Genomic DNA, 17,048 nt, shown 5'->3' with positions numbered 1-17,048 from the left:
AACAAAAGCATGATTAAGAAAATTAAACTCTTGTTTGTGGCGGTGGGTCTTTCCATGACTTTTGGAATTACCTCCTGCAAGGATTTCCTCGACCGTGACCCTCAGTCATTGGTTTCAGACAAAGATGCCTTTAAAAATTTTGTTAACTTTCAAGGCTTTACTGAAGAGCTATACCACTGTATTCCAGACTTTACTAATGCTTATTGGACCAACTCTTGGAACTGGGGAGAAGATGAAATACAATCTACAGCTCAAACATTTCACTTTTGTGTAAAAATCGACAATGGTGATTTTTGGGGATGGCAACGCAACTTTGACGGCTGGCAAGCAGGTTGGATGGATCGTAACAATAACCAAACCAATGACGACCGCTTTGCTAAATCACTTTGGGGTTTAGGTTGGTATGCGATTCGTAAAGCTAATATGGGTCTGGCTAATATCGATAAATTGACCGATGCGACTCAGGAAGAGAAAAACCTTATCAAAGGACAACTCTTATTCTTCAGAGGATGGTACCACTTTATGTTTATGCAATACTTTGGTGGATTACCTTATATTGATAAAGTACTTCCGGGTGATCAAAAGCTTACCTTACCTCGACTGAAATATAGCGAATGTGCTGACAAAGCAGCAGCGGATTTTAGAGAGGCGGCCAACCTTTTGCCAGCAAACTGGGATAATACCACAGCAGGAAAAAGAACCTTGGGTAAAAACCAACTCCGTATCAATAAGATTATGGCATTGGGATACTTAGGGAAAAACTACCTTTGGGCAGGAAGTCCATTAATGAACTCAGTGTCAGGTGGTAGCCGTACTTATAATGCCGAATACTGCAAAAAAGCAGCAGACGCTTTTGCTGAATTATTATCCTTATGTGAAAGTGGTGAAGCACCATATAGTCTAGTTCCTTTTGCACAATACTACACCAACTTTTATACTACTGGTCAAAACTGGAATATCCCAGGAGGAACTGAAGCCATTTTTAGAGGTCCTTATTATGGAGCCAACAACTCTAACTGGGGTACAAGTAAACAGTATTCGCCATTAATTATTAGCGAAGGTGATGTGAAGTTTTTACCAACCTCTAACTATGTTAATTATTACGGTATGGCCAATGGTATGCCAATCAAAGATGTTACTCAAGCTGATAGCGAATCAGGTTATAATCCTGAGTATCCTTGGAAAGGTCGTGATCCACGTTTTTACAATGACATTGTATTTGATGGGGTAAAAATGGTGGCAGGAAGTATTCCAAATGCCAGCGAAGCTAACAACCGTTATGCAAACCTGCATACAGGTGGTTCGTATCGTGATATTGCAACAGGTAGTCGTACAGGGTATCTATTGTTTAAGTTTGTACCAAGAACGGCAAACAAATATGATCAAGGATATAGCTACGATAAGAGTTTGAATATCCACCTACCTTATATGCGTTTGGCTGATGTTTATTTGATGTATGCTGAGGCTGCTGCACAAGGTTATGGTTCACCAACAGGTAAATCGGCTAGTTATAGTAAAACCGCTGTAGATGCTATCAATGTCATTCGTGATAGAGCAAGTGTTGGACGAGTGGCAAGCAAATTCTTGGGGTCATTAGATTTATTTATGGAGGAAGTTCGTCGTGAGAGGGCCGTTGAGTTATCCTTTGAAGGACACCGATTCAATGACTTACGCCGTTGGTTGTTGCTAACACAGAGTCCTTATACGTTGAAAAAATCGCTAGAGTTTGACCGTGCCAGCACACTAGATCCTAACAAAGATCCTAAAGAAAACAGAGTGTTGAACATTCGTGAGACTACCATCTTGGAACGTAAGTTTACCGACAAGCATTATTGGTTACCGCTCAAAAACAACGATGCTAACCTCTATTTAGAATTTGCTCAAAACCCTGGTTGGTAATCAGAGCTAATACTATAATCATACCTTGAAAAGATTAATGTAAAGCAAATGAAGTTCATAAAAATACTCCTCTTCTTGTGCACGCTCATGATGTTACAGCCTGTAAAATCGAGGGCACAAGACACCCCAACCATACAGATAAAGGCTACTGTATTTGGGGTAAACAACCAGCCTTTGAAAGGAGCGGTTGTAACAAGCGCTGCCGAAAATAGCAAAGCCGTTACCACAGATGCCTTCGGTTCATTTGAGTACGAAGTAGCTAAAAATGATGTCTTATCTATTTCGGCAAAAGGGTTTGAAACAAAGTATATTACCATTACAAAAGCGATTTCTCAAATTAGTCTTACCCCAGAAAAAACACGTGATTTGATTCACGCTGCTTTTAGAGAGGTAGAAAAACAAGACTTATTGGGAGGAGTTGCTTCGGTCAATGTAAAAGAGCTTTTAAACAAAAACTATTTTACAAATACCCTCGATGGTATGGAAGCATTTGCCTCTGGATTCAATGGAAATAGCAATTGGGGCATGGGTAACTATCTATTTATGATTGATGGTGTTCCTCGCGAAACAGGAAATGTGGCTCCTACAGAGATAGAAGAAATTGTTTTCTTGAAAGGTGCCAATGCCGTAGCACTTTATGGTAGTCGTGCTGCCAAAGGTGTAGTCAATGTTATTACCAAACGTGGCGAGGCAGGAAAACGTCGTTTTGATTTGAGAGTAAACAGTGGTATCAATATTCCTAAAAGCTATCCAAAATATTTGGGTTCGGCAGAATATATGACGATGTATAATGAAGCTCGTAGAAATGATGGTTTGACAGATTTATATTCAGAATTAGATATCTATAATTATGGTTCAGGACGTAATAAATACCGTTTCCCTAATGTAGATTTTTATTCTTCTGATTATCTCAAAAATGTGTTTACTCGCTACGATGCCACCGCCGAAATTTCGGGAGGAAACGAGCGTGTAAGATATTATACCAACTTGGGATATTCAACAACTGGCTCTTTATTGAACTTTGGCGAAGCCAAAAATAACAACAATTCGGATCGTCTTAATTTTAGAGGAAATCTAGATATTCAACTCAATGAATATATCTCGATGAATGCTGACGCAACAGCGATTTTTTATACTGGAAGAGGCGTCAATACAGATTACTGGGGCAATGCCGCTACCGTGCGTCCCAACCGTTTTGCACCTTTAATTCCGATAGATTTAATCGAAAAAGAAGATGCTGCATCACAAATTTGGATTCAGAATAGTAATAACCTAATCGATGGCAAATATTTACTAGGAGGTACTCAACTTGACCAAACCAATCCTATCGCAACGATTTATGCAGGTGGAAATAACCAGTATTCTAACCGTCAATTTCAGTTTAATACTGGTTTGAAGGCTGATTTGCGCAATGTATTAAAAGGGTTGTCGTTCCGCACTGGTTTTGCGGTGGATTACGCTACGGCTTATTCCCTATCATACAACTACTCGTATGCTACGTACTCGCCCACATGGAACAATTATAGCGGAACCGATTTGATTAGTAGTTTGACCGTTTATAACCAAGATGCTAAATCTGGAACACAAAACGTGAGTGGCAACTGGTACCGTCAAACGATTGCTTTCTCGGGTCAATTGAACTATGACAGAACTTTTGGTACTAACCACAACTTCTCAGCGATTTTATTGGCAAATGGTTTCCAGCAATCTGAATCAGCGGTTTATCACCGAACTAGTAATGCAAACCTTGGATTTTTAGCAAGCTACAATTACAATCACAAGTATTACTTGGATTTGAGTACGGCGTATATTCACTCAGCTAAGTTGCCACCCAATAACCGTCAGGCATTCTCACCATCGGTTTCTTTGGGCTGGAGATTGAGTCGTGAAGACTTCTTGAAAAACTCATCTGTTGTTAATGACCTAAAACTTACTGCTTCGGCAAGCATCCTGCATACCGACTTGGATATCAATGATTATTATCTCTACCAAGGATTTTATACTGGTGCTGGTTCATGGTATGGTTGGAAAGATGGAACGGGTATTCAGGCAACTGAATCGAGAAGAGGAGATAACCCTAATATGAAATTTCCAAGAAGAGAAGAAATCAATATTGGTTTAGAAGGTACCTTCTTTAATCGTCTATTGAATGTGAATGGTACTTTCTTTATGAACAAAATGACAGGAAATATCATTCAAGCTTCTGTACTGTTCCCTTCATATTTCACAACAGGCTGGCCAGTGTCTTCATTTATTCCTTATGTAAATTATAATGAAGATAAGCGTGTAGGATTTGATTTCTCTGCCAATTTGAACAAGAAAATTGGAGATGTAAACTGGAACTTGGGCATTAATGGTACTTATTACCAAACTACTGCCATAAAAAGAGCTGAGCTTTACGAAAATGCTTACCAAAACAGACAAGGTAAAGCACTGGATGGTATTTGGGGCTTACAAAATTTAGGCTTTTTCCAAGATGACAATGATATCAAAAACTCACCATCACAAACATTCGGTCAGGTAAAACCTGGCGATATTAAGTACAAAGATCAAAATGGTGATGGCATTATTGATTCACGTGATGAGGTGTTTTTAGGAAAAGGTGGCTGGTTTGGTGCGCCGTTTACAATGGGTGTTACGCTTTCGGCACAATGGAAAAAGTTGACATTCTTAGCTTTGGGTGTGGGACGTTTCGGAGGAAATGCCATGCGTAACAACTCTTATTTCTGGGTATATGGTGAAAATAAATATTCGGAAGTGGTACGCAATCGCTGGACTGAAGCTACAAAGTTGACGGCTACTTATCCTCGCTTAACTACCCTCAGCAGCGACAACAACTTCCGTTCATCTGATTTCTGGATGTACAGCACTAGCCGTTTTGACTTGTCAAAGGTTCAAATTACTTATGACTTAACGGATTTACTAAAAATGAAATCTTTTGTGCGTGAATTGGGCGTGTATGTGAATGGATTTAACCTTTGGACTTTCTCCGAAAACAGAGAAACCCTTGAGTTGAATGTAGCTAGCTCACCACAAACACGATTCTTTAACCTAGGCGTAAAAGCGTTGTTTTAGGTTTTTTACTAATACTTAGAAACTTATACTATGATGAATATGAATAAGGGTATATTAAAATTTTTAGCCTGTATCCTCTTGCTCACAAGTTGCCAAGACTTGATAGAGCCTGCGCAGGAAAACAACAGGCAATTAGACCCAAATGCCTATTTACCAAGCGATTCTAGATTTCCATTTGGTATTTTATTAAATGGATACAACCGAATTCCAAGTAACTCATGGTCATTTAATGATGTAGCCACCGACGATGCCGTAACCAACGACCAAAATAATGGGTATTTGAAAATGGCAACTGGACAATGGACTGCCAATAACAATCCTGCTAACCAATGGACCAACTGTTACGCTGGGATTCAGTACATGAACATTATGCTTGGGGAGGTGGATAAAGTAAAATGGGTAGCCGATCCTGTTGCCAGCAAGTTGTTTGCTATGCGTATCAAAGGAGAAGCATTTGGTATTAGAGCTTTGCTCATGTACAATTTGTTGCAAGCTCACGCAGGTGTAGGTAAAGGAGGTAATATGTTAGGAGTTCCGATTTTGACAAAAACTCAAACAACCTCCGATAATTTCAATTTGCCAAGAGCCAGTTTTGACGATTGTATCAAGCAAATCTACACAGATTTAGATAGTGCAGATGTTCGTTTGCCGCTTGATTATCTCAACTTGGTTTCGGGACAAGAGTCACAAATTCCAACCAAATATGGTAGCGTTACGATAGAACAATATAACCGTGCTTTCGGGGTAACATTTAGCGGTCTTTTGAGTGGTCGTATTGCAAAGGCTATTCGTGCAAAAGTGGCGCTATTGGCAGCAAGTCCAGCATTTAATCCAAACAATGCTAACAAATGGGTAGATGCAGCAAACTATTCGGCACAAGTATTAAATCTGAACGGTGGAATCAATGCTATTACAAGTAATGTAGCTAGCGGACTTACATGGTATTCCAACACTGCAGAAATTGCGGCGTTGAAAGATGGTGCTAATCCTCCAGAAATACTTTGGCGTAACAACTGGGGCGAAAACCGTGATTTGGAACAAGCTAATTTTCCACCAACACTTTTTGGAAATGGTAGAATCAATCCAACACAAAACTTGGTAGATGCTTTTCCGACAGTCAATGGATTCCCTATTAGCGACCCTAGCAGCGGATTTAATCCCAATGACCCCTATTCAAATCGTGACCCCCGTTTGAAAATGTTCATTTTGGTCAATGGTGCTACAGCTGGTGTCAACAACACTGCTATCAATACAGCTGCCGATGGAACTACCAACGACGGACTCAACAAAGTAGCTACCTCGACTAGAACGGGCTATTATATGCGTAAGCTATTACGTCAAGATGTGAACCTAAATCCAACGTCTTCGACTAATCAACGCCATTACAAGCCACACATTCGTTACACCGAAATTGCCTTGAGTTATGCTGAAGCAGCCAACGAAGCTTGGGGTCCTACTGGTACAGGAACAAATGCCTATTCGGCGTTTGATATCCTAAGAGCTATTCGTCGACGTGCAGGAATTGGCTTAGCCAACAATGATGCCTATCTCGAAAGTATCAAAAACAATAAGGAACAAATGCGCCAATTGATTCGTAATGAGCGCCGTTTGGAACTATGTTTTGAAGGATTTAGATTTTGGGACTTGCGCCGCTGGGATGCCAACCTCACCGAAGCAGCCAAAGGAGTTAGTATTCGTAGTGGTGCGTACACCGTTCTTCCAAGTGTAGAATCAAGAGTATTCCAAAACTATATGAAGTACGGTCCAATTCCTTATTCGGAAGTGTTGAAATACTCGGCACTAGAGCAAAATCAAGGTTGGAATTAAGAAGCTCTTGAAATAGCAGAACAATTAAGTATATAAATTTTTTCAAAAGTCGAATTTCAGCCTAGCTGAATAGATATAAAGCTAGGCTGAAATTCTGACAAACAACATCTTTATTCTTATGAAGAATTCGATTTTCATATTAGTAATATTCGTAATGGGACTCGTTTCGTGTAATGCCGAAAAGGAGTTTCCAGACTACAAGTACCAAACTGTCTATTTTGCTTATCAATATCCTGTAAGAACCATCACTTTAGGAGAAGATTTGACAGTAAACAACGAACTCGATAATCAGTATAAATGTCAAATTTATGCAGCGTTGGGTGGTGCGTATTACAGCAAAAAAGATGTAGCAGTAACGGTGGCTGTAGATAACTCACTACTAGGAAGTGGGATGCGATTTGGCTCAGGCAAAGATGAAATTTTACCAATGCCAAGTAGCTATTTTAAGTTGGCCACTGACAAAATCGTTATTCCTTCGGGGACTATTGCTGGAAGTGTAGATGTACAGCTGACAGACGCTTTTTTTGCTGATCCTAAAGCAATTAAGAATACTTATGTTATTCCATTGACCATGACGAAAGTTACCGACGCAGATTCGATTCTTTATGGAAAGCATTTTGTGCTTTATGCTTTAAAATTTGTAAACTCTTGGCATGGTAACTATTTGAGAAGAGGAAAAGATGTCGTTTCAGGATCGGTCAATCAAACGATTGTGAGACATGCGCAATATGTAGAAAAAGATGAAGTGAATATGCTTTCTACTAAATCTTTGACCGAGCTTACTTTTCCAGTTGTTTTTAAAGATAAAGACGGAAAAAATATCAGTACATCTTTACTCTTGAAATTTGACAATAACGGAAAATGTACGATTTCATCGGCTACCTCAGGTATCACGGCTACGGGCACAGGTGCTTTTGTCAAGAAAGGTGAAAAAAATAGCTGGGGCAACAAAGACCGCGATGCGCTTTATCTCAACTATGAAGTCAACCTTACGGGTATGAAAGTAGTCACTTCGGATACTTTGGTTATGCGTGATCGTGCTGTAACTATGGAAACTTTTACTCCTGTAGCTAAGTAAACTCATTTTTAGAACTGTTTTACTATGAACAAATTATATCAAATAGCTTTAGGTTTCACGAGTATTATATTGGCTTCGTGTACCAAATATGAGCCATTGGAGTTTGCCACAACCAAACCCGAAAGTGTTGCTTTGCAAGAAAATATTGACGCCTATCCCGCGCTCAAATCCTATATCAACCGCACCTCTAATCCTAATTTTAAGTTTGGGGTAGCGCTTTCTCTCAACGACTACGTCAACAAAGGGGTAATGTATCGTCTGGCTAATAAAAACTTCGATGAAATTGCCCTTGGATATGAAATGAAGCATGGCGCTGTAGTACAGTCGAATGGCTCTTTGGCGTTAGACAATGTATCCAAATTATTGGCAGCCGCCAAAGAAGCAGGTACTACGGTTTACGGACATACCCTTTGTTGGCATGCTAATCAAAATGCGAGCTATCTCAATAGCCTTATAGCACCTATGCTCGTAACAGCGCCATCTTTTCCTAACGACCTAAACACTAATCCATTAAACAACAACCTTTTTACTGGTTGGAACCAAGTCAATAGCGGTGCAGGTATTTCTATTGCCAACAACGCTGGTATGGGTGCAGGTACAAAGGCTATCAAGTTAAGTGCTTCGGCTACTTCATCCTCGGCGACCGCTTTACAACTGACAAGTCCTTCGATTACTGTTGTACCTGGACATAAATACGAAGTCGTTTGCTATATCAAATCAGATGTTGCAGGTGAAGGACGTATCTCTTTTGAAGGACTTAGCAACAACACTCCTTCGATTGACTGGACCAAATCTGGAAAAGCTTCAACAACTTTTACGACAGGTATTTCATGGAAAGAAATCAGATTTCAAATCAGTGAATTTACAGGAAATAGCATTAAGCTCAATTTTGATTTGGGCTATAAACCGAATGTGAATTATTACATCGACATCAACAACCTCTACGTGTACGATACCCAAGGAACTCCAGTAGTAACCAACCTTGTAGCTAACGGCGATTTTGAGTCAGGCTCAGGTTGGGGAGGCTGGGGAGGTAGCTCGTCGAGAGGTGTAACGGCTGATGGTTTGGGTTATAACAATAAGGGGAAAGCCTTTTTCGTAACAAACCCTGCAAAATCAGCTAACTACTGGGATGTCCAAACTCTTTATGATTTAGGAAAAAGCCTTAACAATGGCGAATCTTATGTGCTTTCATTTTGGGTAAAAGGTACTGCCGAAGGAATCATTCGACCAGAATTACAAAGTCCTTCTTATACCTCAAATGGCTATGGTCAGGTTCCAGTTACAAAAGAATGGAAGCTAATAGAACTAACAACCACAGTTTCGGGTACAGATAAGTCACGATTGGTATTTAGTTACGGTGAATTTGGTGGGACAGTTTATATAGATAACGTAGTTCTGAAAAGTACTAAAGCTTCGGGCGGGGCTGTTACGTTGGCCGAAAAAACAGCAACCGAAAAGACTAGTTTGATAGGCACTGCTTTAGACACTTGGATGTCAGGCATTATGGGTGTAAGTAAATCTTATGTAAAAGCATGGGATGTCGTTAATGAGCCTATGGACGATGGCAAACCTTATGAGCTAAAAACTGCCATAGGTCGCACTACGATTTCTTCAGATGAGTTTTTCTGGCAAGATTATCTTGGCAAAGATTACGCAGTAACAGCATTCCAATTGGCAAGAAAATACGGCAATCCTGATGACAAGCTATTTATCAATGACTATAATCTTGAATATAGTCTCGACAAATGTAAAGGAATTATTGCTTACACAAATTATATCGAGAGCAAAGGTGCAAAAGTAGATGGTATCGGTACACAAATGCATATTAGTATCACTTCGGACAAAACCAAAATTGCTGAGATGTTCAAACTATTAGCAGCTAGTGGTAAGTTAATTAAAATCTCAGAATTGGATATAGGCTTGGGTGGTGTCAAAACCGCTAACGCTACCAAAGAACAATATCAAGCACAAGCCGAAATGTATAAGTATGTAATTGACAAATACTTTGAACTCATTCCAGCGGCTCAGCGATATGGTATTACTATTTGGAGCCCGCTTGATAGTCCTGCCAATTCAAGTTGGAGAGCTGATGAACCAATCGGCCTTTGGAATGGGCAATATGTTCGTAAGTTGGCCTATTCGTATGTAGCAGACGCCATTAAAGCCAATACAAGCAAATAAATTTAGTAAGTAATCGTGCAGAATAAGATTTAAGTTATGTGTTTAGGGACAAGGCAACAGGCACAAGGCACAGAGTGTTAAAATGTGTTTTTTGCCGATAGCCCACAGCTGAAATCCGTAAGCCAGAAAATTAAATATTATTTTGCACAATTGCTTAGTTGGGTAAGGAGTTCAGATTATTTCAGATTTGGGATTTCTGATTTCGGATATGATTAAGGTATTTTATTTACGATAATACTAAAGCAGTAATATGACTTCCGAAATCCCACATCCGATATCCGAAATTGTTTGAATGTTTTCGTCCACGCAAACCCATCACTTAACCTTACACCTAAAGCATTTGGACATTGGGTTACTTCGGGATTTTGTAATCCAATGTTTCAAAGCTTTTATTTACTAGATACTTTACCCCTAAAACAGTACTTATTCAAGGTATAATATTGGTATTTTTACTTTCAGAAATAACTATTGGTAGTCCCAGTGGTGAATTTAGTACAAAATCCTGTGATGAAATTTTATGATTACTATGAGGAAAAGCATTATTTTTTTATTCTTACTTCTAACACATTTCTGTTGCTTTTCGCAACAGAAGGAATATAAGTTTATCAATTTTAGTAGTAAAAATGGACTTTCCTCCAATTCGATTAATGCTATAGTCAAAGATAATAATGGCTTTATGTGGTTTGGCACAGAGGATGGACTTAACAAGTTTGATGGCCAAAATTTTAAAGTATATCGCCACAAAGAAACCGATAGTACAAGCATTGGTAGAGGACCAGTGATAGATATTATCAAAGATAAAACGGGCAATCTCTGGCTTGCCACAAATATTACCTTATCTGTTTATAATCTAAATCTTGACTCATTTATTAATTATGATTTTACCAATTATGGTTGGATTACTTGTTTGTATGCTGACCATACAGGTAAAATCTGGGTGGGAACTTACTCTGGCTTATTTCTTTTTGACCCGAATACTCAACAGACTGTCTCGTTCAAATCCAACCCAAACGATTACACTAAGCTAAATGCAAACGTCATCAATTGCATTTATGAGGACCACCAACATCATATCTGGATTGGCACTGCAAACGGATTACATCTATATGACAGTAACTCTCGTGTGTTTAGACGCTTTTTACATGAAAATAATAATCCTGAAAGTTTAAGTAGAAATAATATTAGCTGTATTACCGAAAGCAAGCAAGGAGAACTTTGGATTGGGACTGACCAAGGAGGCATTAATGTTTTAGACAAAAAACGACATACATTTAGACACTATGTTTCGAATCCCAACGACAACTCAACGCTTATCAATAACAGTATCCATAAATTGGTTTTTGATAAAAATGGACAATTGTGGGTTGGCATGGAAGGGGGATTAAATATCCTAGAACAAAAAACAGGCAAAGTCATTAGAGTAAAAAGTTCACCAGTTGAACCAAATAGCTCTTTTATTAACAATGGAGGTCGCTCGGTAAGAGACATTTACATTGATGATGCAGGAATTTATTGGGTAGCTATCCATCAAGGTGGCGTCAATAAATATGACTCAAATTTAACATTCTTTAATCATAAACATTATAATATATTTGATCCAAATGGTCTAACAGGTAGCTCTGTGATGGCTTTTGCAGAAAGTCCAACGGGAGATATTTTTATTGGGACAGAAGGCACAGGACTCAATATCTGGAATAGAAAAACAGGACAGATTCATCCATATAAACTCAAAGAAGGAAAAGCTAATACAGCTTCCATTATTGCTTTAGGAGTTTCAGGAAAAACACTTTTGGTAGGCACGTACCAACGAGGTTTTTATAGTGTTGATATGACCACAGGCAATTCAAAATACTATTTATTGCCTTATAGCCCAACAGATACCAGAGATTTACCCGTCAACTGTATCAAAACGGATAGTCAGGGAAAAGTCTGGCTCGGAACCAATGGTAGTGGGGTCTATTTATTTGACCCAATACTGCAATCTATCGTTACCACAGAGAAAATTTTTGGACTAAAATCTTCTCAAAAAATCCCTTTAAATGGATTCATTACTGCTATTGAAGAAGATAGAAATGGAAATATCTGGTTTGCTTCAAACGGTACAGGTATTGCTATTTTCAACCAGCAACAAAAGAGATTTACCGTGTTAAATCATGCCAACAGCAAACTCCCAATCGATAAAGTTCAGAGTATTTATTGTGACCACGCAGGGCGAATTTGGGTAGGTGCACAAGGTGGGGGTCTTTGCCTGTATAAACCTCAATCTCAGACATTTGAAATATTTGACGAATCTTTCTCTTTGTCAAATGATGTGATTTATAAAATACTAGAAGATTCAAAAGGTAAAATTTGGGTTAGTACCAACAAAGGTATCAGTTCGTTTGACCCTGAGAAAAAAGTGTTTAGAAACTTTAGCTATTACAATGGCGTACTACAAAGCACTTTCAACATAGGTTCGGGATTAAAAACTGCCGATGGACAGTTATTTTTTGGTGGCTTGGATGGTTTCAACTATTTCAATCCTGCCGAAATTTTACAGAAAAAAAATATTCCTCCCTTGGTTATTACTAGTCTGAAAATCAACAACAAACAAGTAAATCCAATAGAAAACTCAGAAATACAAGAGCACATATCAATCGCTAAAGAAATAGTTTTGAGTTATAAGCAGAACTTTTCGCTCGATTTTATGGCGCTCAATTATACCGTACCTCACGAAAGTAGGTATGCTTACAAACTCGAAGGATTTGATAAAGAATGGAATCAAGTAGGAACTTCTACCACGGCTGTTTATACCAATCTCGACCCTGGCAGTTATACTTTTCACCTAAAAGCATACAGTGAAGATGGCTCATGGGAAACCCCCGAAAAAGTGATTGAACTTACCGTTGAACCACCTTTTTGGATGACTTTTTACGCCTATTTGTTTTATGCCATCGTTATTGCGCTCATTGTTTGGGGTATTCGTAGAAGTTCAATTCAAAAACTCAAACGTGAATTTGTGCTTGAGCAAGAGCGCCTTGAAATGAAGCATTTGATTGAAAAAGAACGCCACGATGCAGAGCAAAAAACCGAACTCGAAAAAGTCAAAGTTAAGTTTTTGACCAATTTGAGTCATGAACTAAAAACGCCTCTCACGCTGGTACTCAACCCAATTGAGAATTTGATGTTTCAAGAAAAAAGTACCGAAAAGCTGGAAATGCTTAACCTAATCAGTCGGAATGCCAAACGATTACTTAATCTCGTTAATCAATTATTAGACCTGAGAAAAATTGAAGCCAACGAATTAAATCTGAATGCCACCGAAGGCGATTTGGTATCTTTTTGTCAGGAAATCGTGGATTCGTTCAAGTATATCGCTGTTCGCAAAAGTATCCATTTGCACTTTGTAAGTGTTTATAGCCATTATCATACGTCTTTTGACAAAGATAAAATGGAGAGGATTCTCATCAATTTACTCTCAAATGCGATAAAATTTACCAACGAAGGCGGTAATGTCAGCTTTCAAATAGCTCAAGAGGGCACATCAGGTATTCGATTGATAGTGCGAGATACAGGCATTGGTTTGTCGAAAGATAGTACCGATAAAATTTTTGAAAGGTTTTATCAGATCAACAATAACGTCGATATTCTTAATCAAGGTAGCGGAATTGGCTTGTCTATTGCGCAAGAATTTGTCAAACTTCATGGTGGAACCATCAAAGTGGAAAGCGAAGAAGGCGTTGGAAGTGCCTTTATCATTTCATTGCCTTTGTATAGCCTTGAGGCAGTCCAGTCGCCTCCAATAGACTTAGAGCCTGAAGTGACACCGATAACAGACTTTGCTAAATCAGAACCTCCCAAAATCGAACTTCCTATTATTTTGATTGTGGACGACGACGACGATTTGAGAGCTTATTTGGTAGAAAGCTTAAAATCAAAATACAAAGTTATCGAAGCTTCTGACGGTCGACAAGGTTGGCAAAAAGCTTTATCATATCATCCGCAACTGATTGTGAGTGATGTCAATATGCCTGTGGTTGACGGAGTCGAGATGGTTCGGAAAATTAAAAATGATACCCGCACCAAACATATTCCTGTGATTATGCTCACGGTATTATCCGAAGAAGTAGACCAACTCAAAGGCTTAGAATCTGGTGCTAGTGATTATTTGAGTAAGCCTTTTAGTTTTCATTTACTTAGTATCAAAATTGAAAATTTGCTTAGCTTAAATAGCTTATTAAAAAGCACTTACAGTAAACATATTCAGCTCGAAACCCCTGAGATAGAGATAGAATCGGAGGATGAGAAGTTCTTGTTAAAACTATCCAAATATGTGGAAGAAAATATCGAAGATCCTGATTTGACAGTAGAAGAACTCAGTAAAGTAATGTTTGTAAGTCGTGGTACGCTTTATAATCGCGTACTGAGTCTGACGGGTGAAACCCCAGTAGAATATGTTCGCTCGGTGAAATTGAAAAAATCAATTGCACTTTTACAAAAGAATGACATGAAAATTTCGCAAATCGCCTATGCTGTTGGATTTTCTAATCCTAATTATTTTGCACGAGCATTCAAGGCAAAATACAATGTTTCACCAACTGAATATATTACTCAAACACGAAAAACAGCCGTTTAAATTCCACGCTAATTAGCACTCATGTAAGGTGCTAATTAGTGTATTCATAAACAAAATTCTGTCAAAAGATGTGGCAAAGAATAATTCTTTGCTAGGTCTCCCCTTTTACCTATCCCTTACAAAAATGTACTTGTAGTACACAACAAACGCGTATGATGAACACAAAAATCAAAACACTTTTAACGCTTGGGGCTACTGTAGCCTGTCTACAAAGCGTGCAAGCACAAACACAGGGTAACTCTCTAAAATCAGCTTATCAAGAAGATTTCCTCATAGGAACAGCCCTTGGGACAGAGCACATTTTGGAAAGAAACGAAAAGGCTAATCAATTGATAAAGAAGGAGTTTAATGCTATTACTCCAGAAAATATCATGAAGTCTCAGTTGATTCACCCAGAAGTCGATAGATACAACTTTAGTCTGTCGGATAAGTTTGTAGATTATGGACTCAAAAACCAAATGTATATCGTTGGACACACTTTGGTATGGCACTCACAATTACCAAGTTTTGTTCATAAAATAAGTAGTGCAGATTCGCTACGTATATTTATGAAAGAGCACATCAAAACCGTAATGGGACGCTACGCAGGCAAGATTAATAGCTGGGATGTGGTGAACGAAGCACTCAACGAGGATGGCACCTATCGCAAATCTATTTTCTTTAATAAACTAGGAGATTCCTATATCAAAGAAGCTTTTGAATTGGCCGCTCAAGTTGACCCCAAAGCCGAGTTATACTACAATGATTATAACATCGAACAGCCAGCCAAACGAAAAGGAGCAATTGCATTGATTAAAAAATTGCAAGAAAATGGAGTGAAAATAAACGGTGTAGGTATTCAAGGGCATTGGAGTATCAATTCAAATAACCTCAAAGATATCGAAGATTCAATTCTAGAGTTTTCACAAATGGGATTAAAAGTTGCTTTTACCGAATTGGATTTGACTGTACTGCCCAATCCTTGGGATTTGCGAGGTGCCGATGTAAATCAACGTTTTAAGGAAGATCCAAAAATGAATCCTTACAAAGATTCTTTACCTGATTCTGTTCAAAATGCGTTGGCAAATCGCTATTCTGAGCTTTTCAAGTTATTCTTGAAACATAAAGACAAAATTAGTCGCATCACTTTTTGGGGAGTAGATGACCGCCACTCTTGGCTCAATGGTTTTCCAATTCCTAATCGTACTAATTATCCTCTCTTATTTGATAGAGCTTTAGAACCGAAAAAAGCTTATCAAAGTTTGATGAGCCTCAAAGAGAGTAAGTAATAATAATGAATTAGTGCTGTACGAAAGGTTGTAAGAGCTATCTATTTCAGATATAATCTTTCGTACAGCACTAATTATGAGAGGTAAATATCTCAAGAATAACTCATTTGCTCTTGCCCACTTTATATTTTAGTAAAATGATAAAAGCTTTTTGCCTAAGGTTTACAGCCTAGAGCGTAACAATGCAATTTTATTTTGCATTATTACCTAATTATTTCGACACAGGCACTTTATATCCCAACACATCGAGCATCGTAAAAGCGTATCTCTTACCTAGCTCACGATAGCCCGCTGCGTCGAAATGTAAATTATCTGCGGCATCTGTACAGCCTTTCGACGAGATGATACGAGCCGTTGGTATCGTTTTAGGAAGCGTAGCAATAATCGTATTCATACTTGCACAAATCCCTCCTTGCTCCGCATGAACCGTTTCGCCAGCCAATAATGGAACAGAATTAGGAGGTAAATTCAAATCTTGTAGAAGGTTATCATACACAATTTTAACTTTCTTTGTCCAAGTAGTATCGTTTGTATTAGATTCCCCTTGATGTAACAAAATGCCTTTGATAACACCTTCTTTTTGTGCCAATTTCGCCATTTCTACCAATCTTCTGTAAGGATTTCCGTCATACTCCTTAATCATATTTTTCATCCAATTAGGTGCCACAGTTGCAACGTACGAATCAGTTTTATCCTTATCAAAAAGTTCTATTTTACAGCCTCCAATAGATACATTTATTACCCCAACATTGACAGATGATGGCAAGTATTCTAACATGGTTCTTCCAAAATAATCAACTGGGGTCAACCCTGTATTGCAACGACAAAGCGGTGGTACTGCGGTGTACCATTGTCCCATTTTTCTGTTCAAATTTGGACAATCCAAAGCTTCCAATACCTTAAATCTTGGATTGACTCCAACGGTATCTTGTGGCTCAAACTTGGCATTTCCTTCCATATTTGATTGTCCTAAACTGAGGTAAATATGAAAATTAGGGTTTTGAGCAAAAGTTTTACCCAACACACAAACCATACATAATAAGATAAAAGCAATTTTCTTGTTCATAGTCATAAGTTGTTATTAGTTATTGCTTCAGTTGCA

General features: G+C 38.5%; 8 protein-coding genes. 7 read left to right on the top strand and 1 reads right to left on the bottom strand.

Annotated features, from left to right (window positions below; translation table 11 throughout):
* The first annotated feature begins 9 nt into the window (after positions 1–9).
* From QM524_RS21455 to QM524_RS21425, 7 genes are all read left to right on the top strand, one after another.
* Positions 10–1,899 (top strand): RagB/SusD family nutrient uptake outer membrane protein, encoded by a 1,890-nt coding sequence (locus QM524_RS21455; protein ID WP_283346157.1) that lies wholly within the window; start codon positions 10–12, stop codon positions 1,897–1,899.
* Between the two features lie 48 nt (positions 1,900–1,947).
* The gene (locus QM524_RS21450; protein WP_283346156.1) at positions 1,948–4,974 is read left to right on the top strand and encodes a SusC/RagA family TonB-linked outer membrane protein; all 3,027 of its coding nucleotides are present in this window, start codon (positions 1,948–1,950) and stop codon (positions 4,972–4,974) included.
* Positions 4,975–5,013: 39 nt separating this feature from the next.
* On the top strand, positions 5,014–6,801 hold the full coding sequence (locus QM524_RS21445) for a RagB/SusD family nutrient uptake outer membrane protein (protein ID WP_283346155.1): 1,788 nt from the start codon (positions 5,014–5,016) through the stop codon (positions 6,799–6,801).
* A 118-nt stretch (positions 6,802–6,919) separates the two neighbouring features.
* Entirely contained in the window at positions 6,920–7,879 is a 960-nt protein-coding gene (locus QM524_RS21440; RefSeq protein ID WP_166577626.1) for a DUF5627 domain-containing protein, read from the top strand.
* Between the two features lie 24 nt (positions 7,880–7,903).
* Positions 7,904–10,063 (top strand): endo-1,4-beta-xylanase, encoded by a 2,160-nt coding sequence (locus tag QM524_RS21435; protein WP_283346154.1) that lies wholly within the window; start codon positions 7,904–7,906, stop codon positions 10,061–10,063.
* Between the two features lie 526 nt (positions 10,064–10,589).
* The gene (locus QM524_RS21430; protein WP_283346153.1) at positions 10,590–14,678 is read left to right on the top strand and encodes a hybrid sensor histidine kinase/response regulator transcription factor; all 4,089 of its coding nucleotides are present in this window, start codon (positions 10,590–10,592) and stop codon (positions 14,676–14,678) included.
* Between the two features lie 152 nt (positions 14,679–14,830).
* Positions 14,831–15,946 (top strand): endo-1,4-beta-xylanase, encoded by a 1,116-nt coding sequence (locus QM524_RS21425; RefSeq protein WP_283346152.1) that lies wholly within the window; start codon positions 14,831–14,833, stop codon positions 15,944–15,946.
* A gap of 211 nt (positions 15,947–16,157) precedes the next feature.
* On the opposite strand, the gene QM524_RS21420 is transcribed toward QM524_RS21425, so the two are convergent.
* Entirely contained in the window at positions 16,158–17,012 is an 855-nt protein-coding gene (locus tag QM524_RS21420; protein ID WP_166577629.1) for a sialate O-acetylesterase, read from the bottom strand.
* Positions 17,013–17,048 lie beyond the last annotated feature (36 nt).

The sequence above is a fragment of the Flectobacillus roseus genome (assembly GCF_030056595.1).
Lineage (GTDB): Bacteria > Bacteroidota > Bacteroidia > Cytophagales > Spirosomataceae > Flectobacillus > Flectobacillus roseus.
This window is presented reverse-complemented; position numbering and strand designations above follow the sequence as displayed.